The organism is Exiguobacterium sp. s163 (genome assembly GCF_018617135.1).
Taxonomy (GTDB): Bacteria; Bacillota; Bacilli; order Exiguobacteriales; family Exiguobacteriaceae; genus Exiguobacterium; species Exiguobacterium profundum.
Genome location: NZ_JACSJN010000006.1, coordinates 156699 through 179684, shown reverse-complemented (window position 1 = coordinate 179684; position 22986 = coordinate 156699). Strand labels below are relative to the sequence as shown.

Here is a 22986-nt window from a genome sequence, read left to right as displayed (position 1 = left end):
TTCAAGAAACGTAGAGGATTTTTGATAAGTTAGAAGAAAGGGTATTCATCTGGATATACTGACTTATACCCATTTTAGAAACAACACATGATATCGGAGGGAATTTCATGAAAATCGCAATCACCGGTGGAACCGGGCTCATCGGTCAACCACTCGTTCGTGCACTGGCCGACGCCGGACATCAAGTCGTCGTGTTGACACGTCATCCACGTCCCCGCCATCGCGGTGTGTCGTTTATCGAATGGTTGACACCGAATAGTAAACCAGAAGAGGAACTCGAGGGAACAGATGCGTTCATCCATTTGGCCGGCGCCTCAATCAACGACGGACGATGGACCCACAAACAGAAACAAGCCATCCTTCAAAGTCGAATCGAAGGGACGAAGGAAGTCGTCCGGATCATTCAACAGTTGAAACAAAAGCCACAGGTCGTCATTAGCGGCTCGGCCATCGGCATATACGGTGAAGATCGTTCCATTACGTATTCCGAAGAAACCCCATTACCGACACGGACTAATTTCCTCGGGAATGTCTGCGTCCTCTGGGAACAGGAAGCAGAACCCATTCGTGATTTAGGCGTTCGTCTTGTGACGATGCGCACCGGCGTCGTCTTATCGAATGATGGCGGTGCCTTCCCTTTAATGAAACTCCCCTATCAATTCGGGGTCGGTGGTAAAATTGGTTCAGGCGAGCAATGGGTTCCTTGGATTCATTTAGACGACCTCGTCCGCTTGTTCGTGCACGTCATCGAGACCGATTCTATCGAAGGACCGGTCAACGGTACTGCACCTACACCGGTGACGATGAACGAGTTCGGGAAGACGATTGCGAACGTGATGCACCGTCCTCACTGGATCCCGGCACCTGCCCCAATGATGGAACTCGTCCTCGGTGAAAAGAGCGTCATCGTCCTAGAAGGAGCGAAAGTCGTTCCGACGAAGGCACTTCAACACGGTTTCGAGTTCCGCTATGAAACATTGGAACCGGCTCTAACACAACTACTACAAGATGCTTAAGGAGAATGAATTGTGAGTCACTTACTAATCCGAAATGCCCATATTTACCCAATCACTGCCCCCCATTTTTACGGAGACCTCCGTGTTCGGGACGGGAAAATCGTCGAAATGTCCGATTTGCTTGAACCGACTGACGGGGAGCATGTCATTGAAGCCGAAGGAAACTTTTTATTCCCCGGCTTCATCGATGCTCACACCCACCTCGGATTATATGACGAAGGAGCCGGCTCTGTCGGGAACGACGCCAATGAAACGGTCGAAGCGATGACGCCTCATGCTCGTGCGATTGACGGGGTATACCCGCTTGACGAAGGATTTCAAGAAGCGCTGATGGCAGGCGTAACCGCCGTTCAGGTCATGCCAGGAAGTATGAACGTCATCGGTGGTGTGACCAGTGTCATCAAAACACACGGTCGCTATATTGACGACATGATCGTCCGTCGTTATGCCGGATTGAAGATGGCGCTCGGCGAAAACCCGAAACGGATTCATAGTATGGGGAAAACCGGTGATTTGACGCGGATGGGGATTATGGGGTTGCTTCGTGAAGCGTTCCGTACCGTCGGGTCGACCAAAACGATCGGAACGTTCGGCAGCCAGATGATTCAACTTGCCCTCGACCGAGAGATGCCGATTCGTGTGCATGCCCACCGCGCCGATGACATTTTATCTGTCGTTCGCTTTGCCCAAGAGTTCGATCTCGACTATCGCATCGAGCATTGTACAGAAGGTCATCTCGTCGTTGAAAAATTACAAGAACTCGGTGTGAAACATGTCACCGTCGGACCGACGTTTACTCGAAAATCTAAAATCGAGCTTCAGAACAAGACGTGGGAGACGTATCGCATTCTCCATGAGCACGGCATGATCGTCTCCATCACGACCGACCATCCGTACACACCGGTCCAATATTTGAACTTGTGCGCCGGACTTGCAGCACGTGAAGGACTGCCTGTCGACATCGCGTTACGCGGAATCACCATCAATCCGGCTGAATCACTAGGTGTCGCCGACCGAATCGGCTCTCTCGAAGTCGGAAAAGATGCCGATTTGGTGCTTTGGAGTCACTTCCCGCTCGACTACTTATCGAAGCCGATTATGACCATTGTGAACGGTGAAGTCGTGTACAAAACGGACCGTGCTGCAACCCATCATGAGGTCGAGTAATTTTCATTATTTTTCATAAGGGTTTTTACGCATAATTTACTTGCTTTTTTAAAAATACTATATAAAATTATCTTGTAACTTCATAAAGCAGCCAAGGCGGTTCGAACAGCGAAGCCAGAAGTATGCTTTCGTTACGACTATTCTTCAGCGGTCTGAAATAGGAGGAGGAATGTAAAGGTGCTCAAATTTCGTGAGCTCACCGACTGCGCGGAGTTGTTCGAACTGATGCAACACCCAGATGTCTTTCCGTATGTCCGTCAAAAGACGGTCCATTTTGACGAGTTTTTATTTAGCACGAAGCAAATCATCGAGCTAGAAGAGCAAGGAAATATCATCTCACGTACCATCACGAACGAGTATGGCACCCCGATTGGGACGATCAGCTTGTTCGATGTCGAATCCGGCTATGGATTCCTCGGCACGTGGCTTGGCAAGCCGTATCACGGCAAAGGTTATAATCAAGTGGCGAAAGAGGCGTTCTTCTCAGAACTGTTCTTCGAGCTTGATATTGAGAGCGTATTTTTAAAAATCCGTAAATCGAATGAACGATCGATTGCGGCAGCAAAGAAGCTCCCGTACGCGTTTTGCGCGAACGAGATCCGCTCTGAACTGCTCGCGGAGATCAACCAAGGTGACGTGGAGTATGTTTTATACGAGGTATCCAAGTCGAGCTTCCAATTGTACTTGCATGCCCTGCACGTCCCGGAATACGAAGTGCCATACGAGGCACAACTCGAAGCATGAGCCAATTCTGTCAAAGAATTGGCTTTTTTGTGGCGTTTTTGTGTGGATTTGATGGAGGGAACTTGTCGGAGCCGAATAAATCTGTTCTAATTCGAAGAGATAGGTATGATAGAAGTATGAGGGATTTATCACAACTCCCGTTAACCGTTTTGCAAAGGAGAATGGCATATGTCAGAATCAATGTTTCGTATCCTCGTGACCGACGACGAAGAACAAATGCGCGATTTACTTGTATCAAATTTAGAAAAAGAAGGGTATGAGACGGTCACCGCCTCAAACGGCCTTGAAGCGATTGAACGCTTGAAAGAAGAGACGATCCATCTCGTCTTACTTGATGTGATGATGCCGGAACTCGACGGATTGACGGCTTGCATGCGCATCCGTGAGTTCTCAAACGTACCCATCATCCTGTTGACGGCACGCTCAGAAGAGCTCGACCGCATTCACGGCCTCAAAATCGGGGCAGACGATTACATCACGAAACCGTTTAGCCCACGCGAATTACTCGCACGAATCGAAGCGACGCTCCGTCGCACGCACAGCTTCTCAAAAGAACAAGAAGCGACGTTTGATGTCGGGGTCCTCTCAATCGATATCGAAGGACGTACCGTCAGTGTGAAAGGGAAGACCGTCAACTTGACACGAAAAGAGTTTGATTTGCTCTATCTGTTCATCACGAACGACGAGAAAGTATTCTCTCGTGAACAATTGCTCGATCAAATTTGGGGGACCGAGTATCATGGTAACCTTCGCACGGTCGATACTCACATTAAGACGCTTCGCCTGAAACTCGGCGAGGCGGGCGGTTATATTCATACAGTCTGGGGAATTGGCTACAAATTCGAGGCAAACGGATGAAACGATACACGATCAGGAAGCGGATTTGGATTACCATCTGGACAGCCAGCCTCTTCTCAGCGTTCGTGTTTCTCATCATGACGTTTTATCTGTACGACAAGTTCTATATTCAAACGCAAGAAGAACTGCTCATCAATCGCGGTGAGAAACTTGTCACCATCTATAAGGCCGACGGTTTCTCGGACGCGTTCGCCGATAGTATGACGTACACGAACGAATTGACCGAGACGAAAGTGTTCCTCTCCTCCGTTCGAGAGGACACCCTCGGCTCCGGTAAAACTTTTTTAAGGCAGCAAGACCTCGAACGGTTGCAGGACGGTTATGCCATCTCGGTGACCCGGAAACATCCGACCGAGGACGTCGACATTTTGATGACCGCATTTCCTCTCATCCGCGACGATGAACTCGACAATGCACTCATTTTGTATATGGAGCTCAGTAAAATCAGTGAACCGTTCCAACCGATTCGGCTCATGATCACGTTTTTACTCGTCCTCATGATCGTGAACTTGCTCCTATTCGGTAAACAGATCATCGACACGATCATCCAACCACTCATTCAGATGAAGCGTGCCTCTCAAGTCTATGCGCAAGGTGATTTCTCCCACCGCATCCCGATCGTCTACGACGATGAAATCGGTGAACTCGCAGACACGCTCAACTCGATGGCGGAATCGCTCGGACTTGTTGAAGAGCAGCGTAAAGAGTTTCTAGCTAACGTCAGTCACGAACTTCGCACGCCACTCTCCTACATCCGCGGTTATACCGAGATGCTTCAAGATGAAACGTTGGACGAAAAAACGAGGGCGCAATATTACGACATCATCGAGAACGAGACGAACCGGCTTCAGCGCCTTGTCACGGACTTACTCGATCTCGCCCAGCTAGAGCGGGACTCATACCCGATGACGAAAGAACCGGTCGTTTACTCGCAAGTGCTTGAAGACGTTCTCTATCGTCTTGAACCGATTGCCCGGGCAAAAGGCGTGACAATCGAATCGGATTTAGACTTCGACTTGATCATCCTCGGTGACCATGACCGACTCGAACAAGTCATCGGCAATCTTCTCGACAACGCGCTCCGATATACGGACGCTGGCAAGACGATTCATGTGAAAACGTTCGCCGAAACCGAATATGCAATTACGGAAATACGTGACGAAGGTCGAGGCATCCCGAAAGAAGATTTAGACAAATTAACGGAACGCTTCTATCGTGTCAATAAATCACGGACACGAAAAGACGGCGGAACCGGTCTCGGTTTGGCCATTGCGAAGCACATTATCGAGCGGCATCAAGGATCCCTTCATTTCAGCTCTGAAGTCGGAGAAGGAACGACTGTCACTGTCGGTTTGCCGCTTCTACCTGACGATGAATTTGATATGTAAATAGGCAGCCGCGATGGCTGCCTTTTCATATGTCTTTCCCTTTATATTGTTCGGTTGACTCTTGCTCGAGTCGTTCACGTTCGGCATGCGTCTGCGGAAAACCGTTCGCCTGCCACTCGGCACGGTGACTCGAATCGAGTTGCGTGAGCCCTTGCTCCGCCTCATCCTGATCCGCATCGACACTTTCCCGCTCATCCATCTTCTGCCACGTATCTTCTTCCTCACGTTGCGAAAGCAGCGCCGCCACTTTTGGTGCAACGAGCGCCGCACCGGCAACACCTAAGACAATCCCCATCAACACTTTCCGATCCATCCTAACCCCTCCTTCACTATGCACTCTTCATTCCACCATTTTATAATCTCAAAACCATTATCGAAAACGTTTACAACATTTCTACGAGTGGAATGGCTAATGGAAGGAGGCGATTGAATGGAAAAGAAACGACCTACCTCGAAACGTCCGTTTGATAATCCAGACGCGGTAGACACGGATAAAGAGAGTATTTTTGACGAGGACGGCATGCAAACCGTCGACCCGATTCCTGTCGAGGAATTGAACGAACGAGTGAAGGATGAAAAGAATAAACGTCACTCGAAAGATGAGTCAGTGAGTGAAAAGAAATATAAAGACAAATAAACAAGCTGCGGACGTTTGTCCGCAGCTTGTTATGTTAAATCCTTCGGTGAAAATCCGTAAGGCAACATCTCTTCTTTCGTCATCACTTTCGTATCACCGTTCAAGTTTGCAAGAATCAACGTGAAGTCTTCACCAGCGAATTCAGCGATCACTTGGCGGCACGCACCGCATGGTGAAATCGGGCCTTCTGTGTCACCGACGACGACGACCGTTTCAATCGCGTCACTACCTTCTGACACGGCTTTAAAAATGGCTGTGCGTTCGGCACACATCGATAGTCCGTACGAGGCGTTCTCCACGTTACACCCGGTAATTTCATTTCCTGATGTATCGATGACGACAGCTCCTACTTTAAACTTTGAATACGGTGTATAGGCGCGTTTGCGCGCTTCGATGGCTTTATGGACTAGTTCTTGTACGCGTTCTTGTGAGATCATAGGATGTTCCTCCACTTCTATATTTGAAAAGAAGTCTGACATCTGAACTATATCGTGAAAACGCTTACGTGACAAGCCTTTTCACGGTCTCGTCAATATTTTTTCTTTTTCTTTTTCTCGAATACGACGACCGACTCGACATGAGATGTCTGTGGGAACATATCATACGGCTGTACGTAATTCACTTTGTATCCCGCTTTCATCAACTGGTCGGCGTCACGTGCGAGCGTCTGCGGGTTACATGACACGTAAACGATTCGCTTCGTTTTAGAAGAGATGATGGAATTGATCAATTGATGGTCCATCCCTGTGCGTGGCGGGTCGACTACGATGACGTCTGGGATCCATCCATCTTTTACCCAACGTGGAATCCAATGCTCGGCACGCCCTTCGACGTATGTGACATGGTTATAGCCATTTTCACGCATATGGTCATTGGCATCTTCGACCGCTTCCGGCACGACTTCCATTCCACGGATTTCTTTCGCATATGGGGCTAACCAAAGTCCGATCGACCCTACTCCTGCATACGCATCGATCACACGTTCTTCACCTGTCAATCCTGCGGCCTCGACCACTTCACGGTACATTTTTTCTGTCTGTGCCGGATTCAACTGGAAGAATGCGCGTGGTGATAAGTGATAATGAACGTCGTCTAATTGTTCATCCATTTTCTCCTGACCGGCGATGTGAACTGTCCGATAACCGAAAATAACACCCGAACGGTTTGCATTGATGTTGATATGGAACGACACAACATTCGGCAATTCCATGATGCGGTCGCTCAATTCATCTAAATCAGGGACATCTTCATGTCCGACGACCAAAACGACTTGAACATCGTTCGTGTTATAACCCGAACGGACGACGATGGTGCGCGCGTACCCCGTGTCACGGCGTGCATCGTAGACGGGAATATCAAGTTCGTTTAAAATACGGACAATCGCATTGTTGATGTTCGTCGTATCCCGTTGTTGGACCATACAGTGCTCGATCGGCACGAGATGGTTCGAGTTCGGTTTGTAGAGACCCGATACGATCTCACCGCGACGCGTGCCGAGTGGGAATTGTGACTTGTTCCGGTAATACCATGGATCTTCCATTCCGATTGTTGGACGGATATCCGATTTGTCCACGTTTAGTTTCGTCTTTTGACGGAAGGCGTTTCGAACGATTTCTTCCTTATATTCCATCTGCAGACTTGAACTCATATGTTGGATTTGGCAGCCCCCGCACTCATCGTAAATCGGACAAGGTGCTTTGACGCGGTCTTTCGAGTCGTTATCTCGTTTGACGACACGCGCTTCCGCATAGTTTTTTTCCACACGCGTGATTTCGACTTTGGCTCGTTCTCCCGGCAATAAGTTCGGAATGAAGATGACCATGCGATTAAGTGTCGCAATGCCTTCTCCATTAATGCCAAGTCGCTCGACCGTGACATCTTTAAAATCTCCTGTAATTAATTTCAATCTGATTCATCCTTTCGAGACGATTGTTCTAGGTCTTTGGCGTAACGCACTACTTTAGCGCGCAACGAATCAATGTCGGCTAACAGGCGATGTAAATCTTCAGGTGTCGTATGCTCGTCTAGCGTATTGACCGATAGACAGAGTAATTCCGTTCTCGATTTTAGGACGTTCATCTTTCCGGCAGTATCTGTTCGTGATTTACCCATCTTGTAATCGCTCCTTTGGTTCGTGACAAAGAGTTGCTATTATAGCATACTATTTCGTGTAACTTGATGAAAAGGTGGAATCCACATGCAAAACATCTCCCCAACTTTCGACCCTTGGGAAGCCTATCTCGACCAAGTCGAACACGGTCGACTCGTCTTATCCAACGTCGAAGTAACCACAACGAAGCTGTGTAACATGCGCTGCGAACATTGTGCGGTCGGTTATATGCTCGACCAAACGGAAGAACCAGAAGTTCCGCTCGACCTATTGATTCAACGACTGGATGAGATCGAACATTTGCGTGCCTTCTCCATCACAGGCGGTGAACCGATGCTGTCCATGAAATCGGTCCGCAACTATGTCGTTCCATTGTTACGTTATGCGAAAGAACGTGGGGCCCGTACGCAAATCAACTCGAATTTGACGCTACCGTTATCTCGCTATCATCTTATTACCCCTTACTTGGACGTTTTGCACATTTCGCATAACTGGGGCACCGATGACGATTTCCTTGAAGGCGGATTCGCGATGATGGACCGGAAACCGAGTGAAGAGGCCCGATTGAAAATGCTCCAGACGATGAAAGACAACGCACGTGCTCTCACATCTGAAGGAATCATTGTATCCGCGGAGACGATGATCAACAAGCGGACGATTCCTCATTTGAAAGAAATCCATGAAGAAATTGTCTCACTTGGTTGCCAAAGACATGAGGTTCACCCAATGTACCCCGCAGACTTCGCTAGCGCCCTCGAATCAGCATCGCTCGCTGATACGCGACAAGCCATCCATGACTTACTCGATGCCCGTGACGAGAACGTATGGATGTTGTTCGGGACGTTACCATTCTATGCATGTTCTGACCTACCTGAAGACCGTGCTCTGTTGAAGCGACTTCATGAAACAAAAAACGTGACCGTTCGAAACGACCCAGATGGACGTTCTCGTCTCAATACGAATATCTTTGACGGACAGATCATCGTGACCGATTTCGGTGATGAACTCGGTTCACTCGGCACCGTCTATGACACACCATTCCAAGAGGCGTATGATAAGTGGACGAACAGCCAATTGAACGCTACACTCTCTTGTCACTGCCCTGCCGTGAAGTGTCTCGGGCCGAACGCACTCGTTAAACAAGCCTATTATCCGACGGTCGATTTCCAATCTCGTAAAGCTACATCGTTTTAAATATTTTGATTCGGGAAATGTTCTGTATATTAAATGAATCGAGGTGCGTGTAGATGACTGCGATTTATATCCTCATGATTACCGTGATGGCCATCATTATTTTTGGCGGAGTACTGAGCATCTTATTGACAGCCGCATTCGTTTCAGACAAAGTAGAGCATGATGAAATGTTTAGTCAAGGCAGTTGGGATGATGAATTGCTGCATTTGAATCACTCTCCACAACCGATTGACGACACGAAAAGCTGAGACCCTTCTCGGCTTTTTACTTTGACTTCATGAGGTGAACCTATGCTCCGTTTTCGTTTTATGATTTTACTATTGATTGTCTTTATTTCCGGTTTGATTCAAGGTGCGCTCATCCCACTCTTATCCACGTTGATTGAACGGGATGGGGCCCCGGCCTGGGTGAACGGACTGAACGCGACGATGCTTTACGTCGGTGTGATCGTCTCTGCGCCTCTCCTGGAGCGATTCGTCCGTAAATATGGATTCCGACCGACCATCGTCCTCGGTATCGTATTGACGGCTGTCGCGACCTTCGCTTTACCGATTTGGCCGTCCTTACTCGTTTGGGCGATGATGCGCTTCTTCATCGGATTCGGCGACTCGGCTCTACACTACGGGTCACAAGTATGGGTGACCTCAGCAAGTGAAAAGAGCAGTCTCGGTCGAGCGATGGCGTATTATGGAATGTCTTTCAGTCTCGGTTTTGCCATCGGTCCATTGATCGCACCACTCGTCGACCTATGGTTTTGGTTACCGTTCCTCATCATCGTCTTCTTCTGTCTCGCTTCGTTGATGCTCGTCTTTAAAGTCGAGAACGAGTTTCCGGAGGTCGAAAAAGTGAAGACCGACTCGAAAGGACGAATTCGACTGATTCTTGTCGGTGCGGGATACACGCTTCTCCCTGCCTTTACATATGGGTTTCTCGAAGCGAGCTTAAATGCCAACTTTCCCATTTTTACGTCTCGGAATGGGATGAGTTTGACGGAAACGAGCACACTCATCACGACGTTCATCGTCATGTCGATTGTCGTTCAGCTTCCTCTTGGTCGCCTCGCAGACTTGTACGGTAAGAAGCGGATCTTACAAATCGTGCTGACGTTTGGTACCCTCGTATTCACTTTGGCGAATCTTGTTGTCGATTCCTATGTCGGTCTACTCTTCCTATTCGCACTTGCCGGCGCCGGGCTAGGATCGACTTATTCACTCGGTTTGGCGCATATGACAGAGGTGCTTCCCCGTTCGTTACTGCCGACGGGAAACATGCTCTACAGTATTTCATTCAGCATCGGCTCGATCTCAGGTCCGATGATCGGTGCCTTCTGGTTGTCTTTACCGAAAGAGGTCTATTTCTTTATGTATGCCGTCATTCTCGGTATTCTAGCGCTACGACTCTTCACGTCAACCGCTAAACCAATCGACTTATAAACAGAGGCAGATGGTTCCCATGAACCACCTGCCTCTGTTTTATTCCACTACTCGTTCCATTTCATCATCGTTTAACTGCAAAGCTCGGATGAACACTTCGTCTAGCGCGAATGGTTCAGTGTCTAGCGAAGCGAGTACATCGGATTTTAGCGTCACTTCTACGACACGGTCATCGAACTGCCATCTCGTCTGAATATCATCACCTTGTCTTGTGGCGCGGGTCGCCACTAGACCGTGACGTTCTTTTAAACTTTGACTCACGCACTTCATCACGTACTTGACGTACTCATCTTTCGGCTGACGTGAGATGAGAATGTTTCGAACGATTCGATTTCTAGTCATTGTTTCTCCTCCTCCCTTTGAATGATTGCGCACGCAAGTCTTTACAAACGAAGACCGATTTTCGAACTTTAAAATTCAGAATTTTTAATATATTTTGTCACGGGATTTCAATTCCGTCAACTCTGTCTCTATTTCAAATGACATCCGTTTTTTTTGTACGGCGACCTTGAAAATACGTAGATAAATAAATGCCGACAATAACGAATCCGAGTCCGACCACCGCATTCCACGGAATCGTTTCACCGAGTAAAATCCCTGACAACATGACACCAAATAAGGGAACTAAAAAGATATAGAGTGAAATTCGACTGACCGGATTGTATTTCATCAATGTGTTCCACAATGTAAATCCGATCGCTGACAACATCGCCAAGTAAAACAGGAACGCAATCGTCTGTCCGGTGTACGGCATGGAAACACCATTCGGGTCTAATAGATAGCCAATCAGCAGTAACCCAACTGAACCGATCACCATCGCCCAAGCCGTCATCGGGGCAACATCATACGTCTTCGAGTAGTCCTTCGCTATCAAGTTCCCGAACGCTCCGGATACCATCGCCAAGATGAGTAAAATCTCTCCTAACCCAAAACCAACTTCAGATCCGGTCGCCGGCCAGTTCGCGATGACGATTCCAGAAAAACCAAACGTTAAAGCAAACCCCTTCAATCGATTCAATTTGTCGTCTTCATATCGGAAATGAGCGAGGGCCATTTGGAAAAACGATGTAGAACCAGCAATGATTGATCCCTGGACCCCGGTCGAAATGGACAGTCCGATATAGAAGAACAAGTATTGTAGAAACGTCAAAAACAAACCGAGATGCGCATACGCCTTTACCTTTTCACGGGTGAATCGGACAGACCGTTTCAAAACGGTCTGACTGATGATGAGCAATAGAATCCCTGCGAGTAAAAAGCGCTCGCCAGCGAACAATAGTTGTTGCCCATACTCATTCGATTGGATATCAAGTTTCTCATAACTCAACTTGATGAATGGGAACGCACTCCCCCATAACAACGTATTGAAAATCGCCAATAACGCCACCGTCCAAGGGCGTTCAAATATATTTTGCATGACACAAAAACTCCTTAATCTTTTTATTTGTGAGTCACTGATAAGCGTGTTAAGATAAATCTAGATAACAATCATTATAAATAAAGGATTCAGATTAAACTTCTATAAATTCTTTATTTTAAGCCAATTGAAGATGATAATCATCATCAGTCATTATCATTTAATCGAGATTTATTCTCAATTAGAAAGAAGGGATTATCGATGAATGTCCAATCGGTCACGCACGAAAAAAGCCACGTTTTCAAACGGGCTAGCTGGTACGAACATATTGAATTGATCATGGCGCTCATTAGCGGTGTATTGATTGTACTCGCTTATATCGCCGAAACACAAGGCGGAGCGCCTTGGATTCATGTCACACTTTACTTATCCGCCTTCTTCATCGGAGGATACGCAAAAGCGAAAGAAGGGATTTCGGATACGATTGAGACGAAATCGCTGAATGTAGAGCTTCTCATGATTGTCGCCGCCATCGGTGCCGCTTCGATTGGGTACTGGATGGAAGGGGCAATCCTCATCTTCATCTTTGCTTTATCCGGGGCACTCGAGACGTATACGATGAACAAAAATGAACGTGCCCTCGAATCGTTAATGGAATTACAGCCGGAACAGGCGACTCGTCTAACAGACACTGATGAACTCGAAGTTGTTCATATCGACGACCTTCGTGTCGGAGATCGGATTTATGTACGTCCTGGTGAACGCATTCCGGTCGATGGAAAAATTGTAAAAGGCAACGCATCCGTAGAAGAAGCCGCCATCACAGGCGAATCCGTCCCTGTCGATCGTCAAGTCGGTGATGACGTGTTCGGATCGAGTGTCAACTTGAACGGGGTATTGACGATCGAAGTGACAAAACTTGCGACGGAAACACTGTTCCAAAAGATCATTCAAATGGTCCAACAAGCACAAGAAGAGAAATCACCGTCTGCACAGTTCATCGATCGATATGAAGGACGTTATGTTCAAATCGTGCTCTTCTCTGTTGCGGCCATCATCATTCTCGGACCGTTCGTCACGTCGTGGTCTCTTGAAACGAGCATCTATCGCGGCATGATCCTTCTCGTTGGCGCCTCCCCTTGCGCACTCGTCGCCGCCATCACACCGGCCGCGCTGGCTGCCATCGCCTCTTCTGCAAAACACGGGATTCTCTTTAAAGGCGGTGCTCATATCGAGAACATGGGACGTCTAAAAGCAATCGCCTTTGACAAGACCGGGACACTCACAATTGGGAAACCGATTGTGCAAGAAGCGCTCATCTCACCTTCATTAGAAGAAGAGGACGTCAACCGAATTGTCAGTTTGATTGAAGAGCATTCGATGCATCCACTTGCTGAAGCGCTCGTTTCCTACACCGGAAAACATAGCGGGGAAATGACACACTTCAAAGACATCACAGGCTCCGGAATTGAAGCAACGATTGACGGGACGACGTATCGGGTAGGAAAACAGAAGTTCGCTGACCGAAGCGGTGATTTCTTTAAGAATGATGTCGAACGATTGAAAGAGGCCGGTCATACACTCGTCTTCATCAGTGACGAGACACGTACAATCGGTGCTTACGCCTTACGTGACACGCTACGACCCGAGGCAAAGGTAGCAATCAAGCGACTGAACGACTTAGGGATTGCGACCATCATGATTACCGGAGACAACGAGGCAACCGCTCGCGCTATTGCGAACGAAGCTGGGTTGACACGCTATATCGCCGAATGCTTGCCTGAAGAGAAGGTTTCGCAAATCAAGGTGTTACGAGAGGAATATGGAACAATCGGGATGATTGGCGACGGAATCAATGATGCCCCCGCCCTTGCGACCGCCGACGTGGGGATTGCCATGGGCGAAGGTACGGATGCCGCACTAGAAACGGCAGATGTCGTCTTAATGAAAAACGACCTCGTCCGATTGAGTGACGCCATTCGTCAATCGCGCAAATTAAATCGAATCGTCTTACAGAACGTCGTTTTTGCACTCGGTGTGATTCTTGTCTTGATTACAACGAACATCTTTGAGTTACTCATCATGCCGTTCGCGGTTGTAGGACATGAAGGCTCAACCATTTTGGTTATTTTGAACGGCCTCCGACTCCTCACGTCATCGTGGGAGTGATCCATTCGACAAAATGGAATCGATGATTGAAACAATATGTCGATTTCGTTATAATTGAAACAATGTGTCTACAGACTGAAACAGATCGAAAGATTGACTAAAGGTGGTACAAGATATGAATACGATTGCAGTCATCGGCAAGGTGTTTGTCGATATTAAAGGGACTTCCTTCGCACCGCTCCACAAAGATGCGAAGAATGTCGGCGACATCACTTTTTCCAATGGCGGAACAGGTCGAAACGTTGCTCAAAACTTAGGTGTGCTCGGCAACGATGTCCGCTTCGTCTCGACCGTCACGAACGACCAAATCGGTGTCGGTGTCCTCGAAGAGTTACGTTGCTTGAATGTAAACGTCGATGGGGTCGACATGCTTGACGATAATGGTATGGGAATGTGGCTCGCTGTAATGGACAACAACGGTGATCTTCAAACATCTATTTCGAAACAACCAGACGAAGCCCGTATGGAAGAAGCGATTTTACGTCAAATCGATACGGTCTTCGAAGAGAGCGACGCGGTCGCCATCGATTTAGACTTATCGGTCAACGTCTTGAACGAGACGATTGAACTATGCCGTGAAATGGATTTACCGCTTTATGGTGTCTGTGGCCATCTATCCGTCATCGAACGAAACCGTCATTTGCTTCAAGGATTCACAGGATTCATCTGCAGTCGCGAGGAAGCGGAAATTTTGTCCGACATGTCAATCGTTACAGTGGACGATGCCCTTCGCGTCGCGGAAGTACTCGCCATGAAAGGTGCTCCCCTCACAATCGTCACGATGAGTGAGCTTGGCGCTGTATATGTCGACCTTCGTACGAACGAACAAGGTCACGTCCCGACGACAAAAGTGAAAGTCGCCGACTCCACAGGGGCGGGTGATTCATTCTTCTCCGCTGTCATCTCGGAGCTCATGAAACAACACTCGATTGAAGAGGCGCTTCGATTGGGCATGCGCGTCGCAGGAAAAGTCATCGCCTCTCATGAGAACGGATTGACGCAAGAGATGTACGCATCATTAGAACAACCTACGCAAGAATGAAAAGAACGCATCGGCGAATCGTCGATGCGTTTTGTGCAAAATCACAGGAACGAAAGGAACGATCTCATTGGTTCGAACGAAATTAAGAAGCGCGATCATTTTAATGAATGATCGAGATGAAGTGGCTTTGATCCGTCGCGAAAAAGAAAACGTCCTCTATTACGTTTTCCCAGGTGGCGGAGTCGAATATGGGCACACAACAGAAGAGACGGCCGTACGTGAAGCATTTGAAGAACTCGGTGTTCACGTGGAACTAGAAGGTGTCGCTGCCTACGTCGCATTCAATAACGAGTTAAATCCTTATTATTGGGCGAAGATGACAGGTGGCGAATTCGGGACCGGAACAGGTGAAGAGTTTCAAGAGGAACAGACTAACGGATCGTATACACCGATGTGGATCAAACGGTCTGCACTCCCTCATCTCCCCGTTCGTCCACCTTCACTTGCTGAAAAACTCGCCTTACATGAGGAACGTTTTTACGATTTGACCTTATCCGAGGAGTAATCAGGTGTACACCCTGCCGAAATCGGGAAACGTTTTTTAACGATCGAGTTAGGAGGGTTTTATAATGGCAATGACAGAAGTGAAGGAAAAAAAGAATTGGCTTTCATTTGGGAAAGAGTTATTTCGAAGATTTCAAGAGCATGATGTACAAGACTACGGGGCTACCCTCGCATTCTTTTGGTTTTTATCCATTTTTCCTGGAATCATCTTTATTTTGGCGCTCTTGTCCTTTTTTGATGTCTCACAAGATTCGTTTCAAAATCAATTGAACGATTTGGCACCCGGGTCCGCCGCTTCCGGGTTTCTAACGGGAATTTTCGAGGCGATTGGCGAACCACAAGGCGGTCTCTTATCGCTCGGTGCGATTTTGGCCATTTGGTCCGCCTCAAAAGGGGTAGACCGTCTGATCACGACGTCACTTCATGCTTATGGTGAAGACAATGAACGTAACTTTTTCGTCAAAAAAGGGTTGGCACTCGGATTGACGATTCTGCTTGGAATCGGGATGCTACTGCTGATTCTCTCGAACGTGTTCGGGTCTCAAATCATTTCATTCGTCACTGAGTATTTACCCGTCAACATTACCGGAGCCGAAGAAATGATGATCAACGTGTTCCGATATGTCCTTACGACGGTTGTCCTCATTTTGACGCTTTCGATTTTTTATAAAGTATCTCCACAACAGCACGTCTTTTGGAAAAGTACCATCCCTGGTGCCATCTTCGGTGTCATCGGTTGGCAAATCGTCTCATTCGGTTTCAACCTATACGTTTCAAACTTCGGAAGTTATGACTCGACTTACGGGTCACTCGGAGGAATCATCGTCACGTTGCTCTGGTTACAATTAACCGGGATGATCATTTTAATCGGATCTGAGATCAACGCGACATGGATGCGTTTCTTCAAGACACCGAGCGAACAGGAATACGAACGCGACTTCAAAAAGAACAAAAAGAAAGCGAAACAAAAGCAAGAAGAAGATAACTATGATGACATCCCGACGAATACGTACGGATAACCCAAAAGGAGCACGTTCAAACTGAACGCGCTCCTTTCTTATGCTTCGATCGGATCAAGACGTCCCGTCGCCGGGTCGATCACGAACCCGTGTACATTCGTTCCTGGTGGCAACAGTGGATGATTGTTAATGAGGTTGACAGAATGAACAACGTTCTCTTCAACTGAATCAAATCCATGGAGCCACTGCTCCAAATCCATTCCTGAAGACTTTAGCGTCTTCAACGTTTGCGGGTCGATTCCACGACGCTCCATCTCTTCGATGACGACAGTCGGTTCAATCGCTGCCATTCCACAATCGTAATGTCCGACGACGACGACTTCTTCTGCTCCTAGCGCATAAAGAGCGACCAAAATGGAGCGCATGGCCGAACCGAACGGGTGTGACAAGACTGCACCCGCATTTTTAATGATTTTAGCGTCTCCGTTCTTAAGTCCTAGCGCTTGAGGTAAAAGTTCCGTCAAACGTGTATCCATACACGTCAAAATGACGATTTTCTTATCTGGGAATTTATCAGATACGAACGGTTCGTACTGTTTTTCCTCTACGAAACGTTTATTGAATTCAAGCATTTCTTTTACGACTGACACGTTAACGCCTCCTCTTTTTTTACAACACAAATCTTGAAACGATGAGTCCGATGACCATCCATGCTCCGAACAGCGTGTTCACTTTCGCTGTCATCGCCATCGCAGGCATCAATGCGGCCGGCTCTGCCTTTTGCCAAAACCGTTGAATCGCCCGGACCATGACCGGCACCGTAAAGAGCGACAGCAAGACCCACGGAGTGACGCCATATATTACGACCGCTAAGATGATGCCGATTAATGCCGCGATAAAGAATGCGGCCAATACATACACCGCACGTCGATGACCGACTAGACATGCGATCGTTTTTCGACCATTCTCTTTATCGTTATCTAAATCGCGGATGTTATTCGCAAGCAAGATTGCTCCGATCAACAAGGCCATCGGGAACGACACGAGTAGCAACTCCGTCGTCACCGTATTGATTTGGATAAAGCCGGCAATCCCGATGATGACATATCCCATGAATAGCCCCGCGACAATTTCACCAAACGGCGTATAGGCAATCGGTAGCGGCCCTCCAGTATATAAGTAGCCGACAAGCATAGACAAGGCGCCGATCCAAAGCAAATGCCAGCTTGTGGATGCCGCAATGTAGAGCCCGAGTAGTGCCGCAATCGTATACATGCCGAGCGCCACCGCTAATACTTGCTGCGGTGTAAATCCGTCACGGACGATGGAGCCCCCAATCCCGATAGACCCCTCATGATCAAGACCACGCTTGTAGTCATAATACTCGTTAAATAAGTTCGTCGCGATTTGAATAAGGACAGATGCCACTAACATGGCAAGGAAAAGTCCCCACTTGAGTTCGGTTTGATCGAGGACGATGAACGTCCCGAGCAAGACCGGAATAAAGCTTGCGGTCAGGGTATGCGGGCGAATCATTCGCCAATATGCCCCTTTCGATTTCTGTTTCATTTCGTTCCCTCCCTTCGTTAGTTTACGTCTCGATGAAAAAATCTGTCAACGCCAGCCCATTATCCTAGATTCTTGATCATTTCCCGAGCATTTCATAGGCAGGTGTATTGCGAACTCATGATACACTAAAGATTGAGAATTCTATCGGATTGAGGAGGCTTTTCTTTTATGCCAGATACTCAAACACATATAAAACAGCGAATTGAGCAGGCCCATAAACGGGCGCGAGCTTGGCAACGGCCTGTCCTCGCATCATACACATGGGAAATCTCGGCGTTCGATGCTTTTCAAATCATCCAGAACACCGATACGTCCCATTATTATTTCATGACACCAGACCGGACGCTCGAAATGCTAGGTTGCGGGGATGCACTCGTCTTGAGCGCTTCTGGACCCGAACGATTTCAGCGACTTCAATACGATTGGAGTCTTCACCGACGAGATGTCGATGCGACAATCCACGCGTTCGCCGGTTTTTCATTCGACACGTTTATGCGACCACAAAAAAGTATGTGGGATGCCTTTGGGGAAGCATCACTCGTCGTCCCAAAATTTTTATACCGTCGCTATAAAGACCGACACACGTTGACAGTGGCCACTCTCGTCTCTTCGAAGCAGTCGGTCGAACAGTATTTGATTCAATTGGCAGATCAGTTGGCCCAGTTCAGTTCACTTCGTCCGACGGAAGAAGCGACGCCGTCTTATACAAAAGTGAAAGATGGGGTCGATCACTTCAAGTCCAGTTTCCAACAGGCTAAACAGTTGATTGAAGAAGAACGAGTTGAAAAAATCGTGATTGCCCGCGAAGAAATTTATCAGCGTTCCGATGATGCGTTCCCCTTCTCAAAAAGTTTGAAGCATTTAGCAGATCATCAAGAATCTAGTTACATCTATTTGTATCAACCAAAGCGTGACACTGGTTTCTTTGGGGCGACTCCTGAACGATTGATTCAAAAAGAAGGCATGCAACTGAACACGGCTGCCATCGCCGGGACAATCAAGCGTCCGAAAACCGAGATCGAGGCAGAAATTGCGAAAGAGAAACTCCTAAACGATTCAAAAAATCGTGAGGAGCATCAAATTGTCGTGAAAGACATCAAGCAGGCGTTGACACCCTATACTGCACCGATTCAAACACGAGATACTCCGCAAATTTTGGCAAATCGCTCGGTGTTCCATCTACACACCCCAATTCAAGCGACACTCGAAACAAATGCTTCCTTGCTGTCACTTGCGGAATCGCTACATCCAACGCCAGCACTCGGCGGCTCACCGAAGCGGACATCGGTCCGGTTGCTTCGTGAAATTGAGCGATTCGATCGTGGATGGTACGGTTCTCCGTTTGGTTGGGTAGACAATGAAGGCGACGGCGAATTTGTCGTGGCGATTCGCTCCGCACTCGTTCAACACCAATTCGTCGCATTGTATGCTGGATGTGGGATTGTAAAAGACTCTGCACTTGAGCAAGAGCTCGAAGAAACAGAAATGAAGATGAGTCCAATCAAACAAGCTTTGCAGTTTGATTTACACGATCAAGGAGGCACCCTAGATGAATAAGGTTTTGACCGAATGGGTCGCATCCATGGTAAATCGGCTTGTTACGTCCGGTGTAAAAGACGTGGTCATCAGCCCAGGGTCCCGCTCGACTCCGCTCGCTGTAGCGGCATATCTTCATCCTCAGATTCGTCATCACATCATCGTCGATGAACGATCTGCCGGATTTTTTGCTCTTGGACTGACCCGTGCGTCAGAAACAATTCGCCCGGTCGCATTGATTTGCACAAGTGGAACGGCGGCAACAAACTACTATTCGGCTGTGACAGAAGCGTTCATATCGCAGTTGCCACTCGTCGTACTGACAACCGACCGTCCTCATGAACTGCGCAATGTCGGGGCTCCACAAGCAATCAATCAAGTCCGTCTCTACGGTGAACAAGTGAAGACGAGCATTGATTTGCCTGTTCCAGAGGAGACAACGTTATCGTTTATGAAACAAACGATTACCCGCTTCACGAATCTGTCAATGCAAGCACCGATGGGACCCGTTCATTTGAATGTGCCGTTCCGAGAACCTCTGCTTCCGGATATCGAGTCATTGAAACAGATATTGAAGGCTGACCCTGTCTCGCCAGAACGACAGCGTATCCGGCCGACACAGGCGGACAAAGACATTTTCTCAGAACGGACGAGTCACAAACAACTCGCCTTCGTCGTCGGACCTTACACCCCGACATCTTGGCAGAAATCCATTGTTGAATTCGCTTCCGAACGACAGATCCCGATTTTTGCCGATCCTCTTAGTGGCATGCGACGTTTCGACGGTGTCTTGACCAACTATGACACGTGGCTCGCGAGTGAGCATCGGACTGATTGGCTGCCTGAGGTGTTCGTCCGTTTCGGGGCTGCACCTGTTTCGAAACGCTTCAATCAATGGATGGCCATGGCGAATCAACTCGTCATCGATGAACCGGGATCTTATCGCGACCCAAGTAGCCGAGCCACCATCTGTTACGGCGACGCACTCGATTTTCTACCGCTCATCGCATCCGCAAACGAACCTCGGTACCTTGAACGTTTACGCTTTTTTGAAGAGGTTGCCGAGTCTGCAAAATCGTCACTTCAAGGTGAAGCGGAATTGACGAAACGATTGCTCGATACATCGATTGAGCGTCTATTCGTCAGTAATAGTATGCCGATTCGAGATATAGATACATCACTGTCTGCCGGCACGAATATACACGTTCTCGCCAATCGAGGCGCAAACGGAATTGATGGTGTGTTATCCACTGCACTCGGAAGCAGTTATGATACGGCTCACGGCGCTCTATTGATCGGTGATTTAGCGTTCTATCATGATAGCAACGCCTTGCAACTGTTAAAGCATCATCCCGGAAAATTTTCCGTCGTGATTGCTAACAATAACGGTGGAGGGATATTTTCCTTCCTCCCGCAGGCTTCTGTCGACACACAGTTGTTCGAAGATTTATTCGGCACACCGCTTGATTTAAATATCCGTGGATTTGCTGACACATATGGCTTATCGTATCGTCTAATTGAACGACCGGATGAAATTCAAGAAGCGATTGAAGATGGCGTTCATTTAATCGAGTTCCCATCGAATCGTGAGGAGAATGTGACGATCCATCGAGGTTGGACACAATCTGTCTGCGCTCGCCTCATCACGGAGAACGAATCATGAACATCGATTTACGTGGCGTACGTTATGAAGTGATTCATCGCGGTGAGGGAAAACCGGTATTATTTTTACACGGATTCACTGGAAACGCCCATTGGGTCGATTCGCTCCCTACATTACCGATTCGTCTTGTGTCACCGTCGCTCCTCCAACATGGCGCAACGGAGCACCCTTCAGTCAATCGTTCGACAATGAGTCAGCAAGTTAAGGATTTGTCCCGCTTACTGGATACGGACGACCGACCTTGGACAGTCGTCGGCTATTCACTCGGTGGGAGAATCGCATTGACACTCGCCGCATGCGACGAGCGTGTCGAACATGTCATCGGGATCAGCACGACCCCCGGTCTGCTCACTTCTAAGGAACGAGCCGCACGCCGCCGCCAAGATGCAGAATTGGCTCACTTGATTGAAACCAAGGGTATCGCTGCATTCGTGAATCGCTGGGAGAACCTTCCGCTTTGGCGACAGACGGAAGACATGAAACGTTCACTCCGAACAGGTCGGCTCGCCCAACAACCGAATGCCCTCGCAAACAGTTTGCGGTCAATCGGTACGGGACATATGCCATCGTTATGGGGCACATTGCAGTGTCTCCCCCGTACCGACTTGATTGTCGGGTCAGACGATCTCAAGTTCAAAGCCATCGCAAGATACATGCAGGAAGAGCGACCAGATATTAAAATCTATGAAATTTCAAACGCAGGGCATGCTCCTCATATTGAGAATGCATCAGAGTTTGGTACAATAATAAAGAAATTGATTTTAGGGGGTATTTAAAATGGAATCAGTAGCGAACTGGACATCGGTCCGGACGTATGAAGACATTAAATATGAAACGTGGAACGGGATTGCCAAAATCACCATCAACCGTCCCGAAGTGCGCAATGCATTCCGTCCGTTGACGGTCAATGAATTGATTGATGCATTCGCTCGCGCGCGCGACGATAAAGAAGTCGGCGTCATCATCTTGACAGGTGAAGGCGAAAAGGCATTCTGTTCAGGTGGAGACCAAAAAGTTCGCGGACATGGTGGCTATGTCGGGGAAGATGAAATCCCACGCTTGAACGTCCTCGACCTTCAGCGCTTGATTCGCGTCATTCCAAAACCGGTCATCGCCATGGTCGCAGGTTTCGCAATCGGCGGAGGACACGTCCTTCACGTCGTCTGTGACTTGACGATTGCAGCGGACAACGCTCGCTTCGGACAAACAGGTCCTAAAGTCGGTTCGTTCGATGCAGGATACGGTTCTGGATACTTGGCACGCATCATCGGCCATAAAAAAGCTCGTGAAATCTGGTACCTTTGCCGTCAATACGATGCACAAGAAGCACTCGACATGGGACTCGTCAACACGGTCGTCCCACTCGATCAACTCGAAGCAGAAACGATCAAGTGGTGCCAAGAAATCTTACAACACTCACCTACAGCGCTTCGCTTCTTGAAAGCAGCAATGAACGCAGATACAGATGGTCTTGCCGGACTTCAGCAACTCGCTGGAGACGCAACGCTTCTCTACTACACGACAGATGAAGCAAAAGAAGGACGCGATGCGTTCAAAGAAAAACGTGACCCTGACTTCGGTCAATTCCCACGTTTCCCTTAATTGTTGAGAGAGTAGCGATTTCGCTACTCTTTTTTTGG

25 protein-coding genes are annotated in these 22986 nt (G+C 48.1%); 17 read left to right on the top strand and 8 right to left on the bottom strand.

The features are described 5' to 3' along the window. Positions 1-107: 107 nt before the first annotated feature. The 5 genes from KNO71_RS14905 to KNO71_RS14885 all read left to right on the top strand — a co-directional run bounded on the left by KNO71_RS14905 (position 108) and on the right by KNO71_RS14885 (position 5173). Positions 108-1016, top strand: coding sequence for a TIGR01777 family oxidoreductase (locus tag KNO71_RS14905; protein ID WP_078146379.1), 909 nt, complete (start codon positions 108-110; stop codon positions 1014-1016). A 12-nt stretch (positions 1017-1028) separates the two neighbouring features. Next, positions 1029-2183 carry an amidohydrolase gene (locus KNO71_RS14900; RefSeq protein WP_214689237.1) on the top strand — a complete coding sequence of 385 codons (1155 nt, stop codon included), beginning with the start codon at positions 1029-1031 and terminating at the stop codon, positions 2181-2183. Between the two features lie 177 nt (positions 2184-2360). Continuing rightward, positions 2361-2927, top strand: coding sequence for a GNAT family N-acetyltransferase (locus KNO71_RS14895; RefSeq protein ID WP_078146377.1), 567 nt, complete (start codon positions 2361-2363; stop codon positions 2925-2927). Between the two features lie 168 nt (positions 2928-3095). Next, entirely contained in the window at positions 3096-3785 is a 690-nt protein-coding gene (locus tag KNO71_RS14890; protein WP_214689235.1) for a response regulator transcription factor, read from the top strand. Beyond that, on the top strand, positions 3782-5173 hold the full coding sequence (locus tag KNO71_RS14885; RefSeq protein WP_214685593.1) for a sensor histidine kinase: 1392 nt from the start codon (positions 3782-3784) through the stop codon (positions 5171-5173). The genes KNO71_RS14890 and KNO71_RS14885 overlap by 4 nt, the downstream gene beginning before the upstream one ends. A gap of 25 nt (positions 5174-5198) precedes the next feature. Here KNO71_RS14885 and KNO71_RS14880 read toward each other — a convergent pair whose 3' ends face one another. Continuing rightward, entirely contained in the window at positions 5199-5486 is a 288-nt protein-coding gene (locus KNO71_RS14880) for a hypothetical protein (RefSeq protein WP_015880871.1), read from the bottom strand. Between the two features lie 117 nt (positions 5487-5603). Here KNO71_RS14880 and KNO71_RS14875 point away from each other — a divergent pair, with 117 nt between their 5' ends. Then, on the top strand, positions 5604-5810 hold the full coding sequence (locus tag KNO71_RS14875; RefSeq protein WP_078146374.1) for a hypothetical protein: 207 nt from the start codon (positions 5604-5606) through the stop codon (positions 5808-5810). A gap of 29 nt (positions 5811-5839) precedes the next feature. On the opposite strand, the gene KNO71_RS14870 is transcribed toward KNO71_RS14875, so the two are convergent. The 3 genes from KNO71_RS14870 to KNO71_RS14860 all read right to left on the bottom strand — a co-directional run bounded on the left by KNO71_RS14870 (position 5840) and on the right by KNO71_RS14860 (position 7922). Then, the gene (locus tag KNO71_RS14870; protein ID WP_078146373.1) at positions 5840-6247 is read right to left on the bottom strand and encodes a cytidine deaminase; all 408 of its coding nucleotides are present in this window, start codon (positions 6245-6247) and stop codon (positions 5840-5842) included. A 92-nt stretch (positions 6248-6339) separates the two neighbouring features. Beyond that, positions 6340-7716, bottom strand: coding sequence for a 23S rRNA (uracil(1939)-C(5))-methyltransferase RlmD (gene rlmD, locus KNO71_RS14865; protein WP_214685592.1), 1377 nt, complete (start codon positions 7714-7716; stop codon positions 6340-6342). Further along, positions 7713-7922, bottom strand: coding sequence for a hypothetical protein (locus KNO71_RS14860; protein ID WP_015880867.1), 210 nt, complete (start codon positions 7920-7922; stop codon positions 7713-7715). Before KNO71_RS14860 ends, rlmD begins: the two co-directional genes overlap by 4 nt. Before the next feature lie 85 nt (positions 7923-8007). On the opposite strand from KNO71_RS14860, the gene yfkAB reads away from it, so the two are divergent. From yfkAB to KNO71_RS14845, 3 genes are read left to right on the top strand one after another with little or no spacing between them, the layout of a single operon-like run. Continuing rightward, positions 8008-9114, top strand: a complete 1107-nt coding sequence (yfkAB, locus tag KNO71_RS14855; RefSeq protein WP_214685591.1) for a radical SAM/CxCxxxxC motif protein YfkAB — start codon at positions 8008-8010, stop codon at positions 9112-9114. 53 nt (positions 9115-9167) lie between these two features. Next, positions 9168-9362, top strand: coding sequence for a hypothetical protein (locus KNO71_RS14850; protein ID WP_015880865.1), 195 nt, complete (start codon positions 9168-9170; stop codon positions 9360-9362). Positions 9363-9404: 42 nt separating this feature from the next. Further along, positions 9405-10547, top strand: a complete 1143-nt coding sequence (locus tag KNO71_RS14845) for an MFS transporter (protein ID WP_078146369.1) — start codon at positions 9405-9407, stop codon at positions 10545-10547. A gap of 39 nt (positions 10548-10586) precedes the next feature. Here the strand turns inward: KNO71_RS14845 and KNO71_RS14840 are convergent, their stop codons facing one another. Then, a complete protein-coding gene (locus KNO71_RS14840; protein ID WP_214685590.1) occupies positions 10587-10889 on the bottom strand; it encodes a hypothetical protein in 303 nt (100 codons plus the stop codon). Between the two features lie 133 nt (positions 10890-11022). Next, complete coding sequence (locus KNO71_RS14835; protein ID WP_214685589.1) at positions 11023-11964, bottom strand: DMT family transporter; 942 nt, start codon at positions 11962-11964, stop codon at positions 11023-11025. 201 nt (positions 11965-12165) lie between these two features. Here KNO71_RS14835 and KNO71_RS14830 point away from each other — a divergent pair, with 201 nt between their 5' ends. The 4 genes from KNO71_RS14830 to KNO71_RS14815 all read left to right on the top strand — a co-directional run bounded on the left by KNO71_RS14830 (position 12166) and on the right by KNO71_RS14815 (position 16638). Next, positions 12166-14073 (top strand): heavy metal translocating P-type ATPase, encoded by a 1908-nt coding sequence (locus tag KNO71_RS14830; protein WP_214689232.1) that lies wholly within the window; start codon positions 12166-12168, stop codon positions 14071-14073. A gap of 115 nt (positions 14074-14188) precedes the next feature. Then, entirely contained in the window at positions 14189-15115 is a 927-nt protein-coding gene (locus tag KNO71_RS14825) for a carbohydrate kinase family protein (protein WP_015880860.1), read from the top strand. A 67-nt stretch (positions 15116-15182) separates the two neighbouring features. Beyond that, positions 15183-15620, top strand: a complete 438-nt coding sequence (locus KNO71_RS14820; protein ID WP_078146366.1) for an NUDIX domain-containing protein — start codon at positions 15183-15185, stop codon at positions 15618-15620. Positions 15621-15684: 64 nt separating this feature from the next. Beyond that, on the top strand, positions 15685-16638 hold the full coding sequence (locus KNO71_RS14815; RefSeq protein WP_214689225.1) for a YihY/virulence factor BrkB family protein: 954 nt from the start codon (positions 15685-15687) through the stop codon (positions 16636-16638). A gap of 38 nt (positions 16639-16676) precedes the next feature. Here the strand turns inward: KNO71_RS14815 and KNO71_RS14810 are convergent, their stop codons facing one another. Together KNO71_RS14810 and KNO71_RS14805 are read right to left on the bottom strand one after the other, a co-directional pair. Then, entirely contained in the window at positions 16677-17210 is a 534-nt protein-coding gene (locus KNO71_RS14810) for a beta-class carbonic anhydrase (RefSeq protein WP_074037968.1), read from the bottom strand. A gap of 37 nt (positions 17211-17247) precedes the next feature. After that, entirely contained in the window at positions 17248-18147 is a 900-nt protein-coding gene (locus tag KNO71_RS14805) for a 1,4-dihydroxy-2-naphthoate polyprenyltransferase (RefSeq protein WP_214685584.1), read from the bottom strand. A 168-nt stretch (positions 18148-18315) separates the two neighbouring features. On the opposite strand from KNO71_RS14805, the gene KNO71_RS14800 reads away from it, so the two are divergent. From KNO71_RS14800 to menB, 4 genes are read left to right on the top strand one after another with little or no spacing between them, the layout of a single operon-like run. After that, complete coding sequence (locus tag KNO71_RS14800; RefSeq protein ID WP_214689223.1) at positions 18316-19704, top strand: isochorismate synthase; 1389 nt, start codon at positions 18316-18318, stop codon at positions 19702-19704. Then, a complete protein-coding gene (gene menD, locus KNO71_RS14795) occupies positions 19697-21346 on the top strand; it encodes a 2-succinyl-5-enolpyruvyl-6-hydroxy-3-cyclohexene-1-carboxylic-acid synthase (protein ID WP_214689210.1) in 1650 nt (549 codons plus the stop codon). The genes KNO71_RS14800 and menD overlap by 8 nt, the downstream gene beginning before the upstream one ends. Next, positions 21343-22122 carry an alpha/beta fold hydrolase gene (locus KNO71_RS14790; protein WP_214689208.1) on the top strand — a complete coding sequence of 260 codons (780 nt, stop codon included), beginning with the start codon at positions 21343-21345 and terminating at the stop codon, positions 22120-22122. Before menD ends, KNO71_RS14790 begins: the two co-directional genes overlap by 4 nt. Before the next feature lies 1 nt (position 22123). Further along, positions 22124-22948, top strand: a complete 825-nt coding sequence (gene menB, locus KNO71_RS14785; protein WP_015880852.1) for a 1,4-dihydroxy-2-naphthoyl-CoA synthase — start codon at positions 22124-22126, stop codon at positions 22946-22948. The last annotated feature ends 38 nt before the right edge of the window (positions 22949-22986 follow it).

Coding starts and splice junctions, on each gene's coding strand:
- KNO71_RS14905 (WP_078146379.1), top strand. CDS start 108: ATGAAAATCGCAATCACCGGTGGAACCGGGCTCATCGGTCAACCACTC.
- KNO71_RS14890 (WP_214689235.1), top strand. CDS start 3,096: ATGTCAGAATCAATGTTTCGTATCCTCGTGACCGACGACGAAGAACAA.
- KNO71_RS14885 (WP_214685593.1), top strand. CDS start 3,782: ATGAAACGATACACGATCAGGAAGCGGATTTGGATTACCATCTGGACA.
- KNO71_RS14880 (WP_015880871.1), bottom strand. CDS start 5,486: ATGGATCGGAAAGTGTTGATGGGGATTGTCTTAGGTGTTGCCGGTGCG.
- KNO71_RS14875 (WP_078146374.1), top strand. CDS start 5,604: ATGGAAAAGAAACGACCTACCTCGAAACGTCCGTTTGATAATCCAGAC.
- KNO71_RS14870 (WP_078146373.1), bottom strand. CDS start 6,247: ATGATCTCACAAGAACGCGTACAAGAACTAGTCCATAAAGCCATCGAA.
- KNO71_RS14860 (WP_015880867.1), bottom strand. CDS start 7,922: ATGGGTAAATCACGAACAGATACTGCCGGAAAGATGAACGTCCTAAAA.
- yfkAB (WP_214685591.1), top strand. CDS start 8,008: ATGCAAAACATCTCCCCAACTTTCGACCCTTGGGAAGCCTATCTCGAC.
- KNO71_RS14850 (WP_015880865.1), top strand. CDS start 9,168: ATGACTGCGATTTATATCCTCATGATTACCGTGATGGCCATCATTATT.
- KNO71_RS14845 (WP_078146369.1), top strand. CDS start 9,405: ATGCTCCGTTTTCGTTTTATGATTTTACTATTGATTGTCTTTATTTCC.
- KNO71_RS14840 (WP_214685590.1), bottom strand. CDS start 10,889: ATGACTAGAAATCGAATCGTTCGAAACATTCTCATCTCACGTCAGCCG.
- KNO71_RS14835 (WP_214685589.1), bottom strand. CDS start 11,964: ATGCAAAATATATTTGAACGCCCTTGGACGGTGGCGTTATTGGCGATT.
- KNO71_RS14830 (WP_214689232.1), top strand. CDS start 12,166: ATGAATGTCCAATCGGTCACGCACGAAAAAAGCCACGTTTTCAAACGG.
- KNO71_RS14825 (WP_015880860.1), top strand. CDS start 14,189: ATGAATACGATTGCAGTCATCGGCAAGGTGTTTGTCGATATTAAAGGG.
- KNO71_RS14815 (WP_214689225.1), top strand. CDS start 15,685: ATGGCAATGACAGAAGTGAAGGAAAAAAAGAATTGGCTTTCATTTGGG.
- KNO71_RS14810 (WP_074037968.1), bottom strand. CDS start 17,210: ATGCTTGAATTCAATAAACGTTTCGTAGAGGAAAAACAGTACGAACCG.
- KNO71_RS14805 (WP_214685584.1), bottom strand. CDS start 18,147: ATGAAACAGAAATCGAAAGGGGCATATTGGCGAATGATTCGCCCGCAT.
- KNO71_RS14800 (WP_214689223.1), top strand. CDS start 18,316: ATGCCAGATACTCAAACACATATAAAACAGCGAATTGAGCAGGCCCAT.
- menD (WP_214689210.1), top strand. CDS start 19,697: ATGAATAAGGTTTTGACCGAATGGGTCGCATCCATGGTAAATCGGCTT.
- KNO71_RS14790 (WP_214689208.1), top strand. CDS start 21,343: ATGAACATCGATTTACGTGGCGTACGTTATGAAGTGATTCATCGCGGT.
- menB (WP_015880852.1), top strand. CDS start 22,124: ATGGAATCAGTAGCGAACTGGACATCGGTCCGGACGTATGAAGACATT.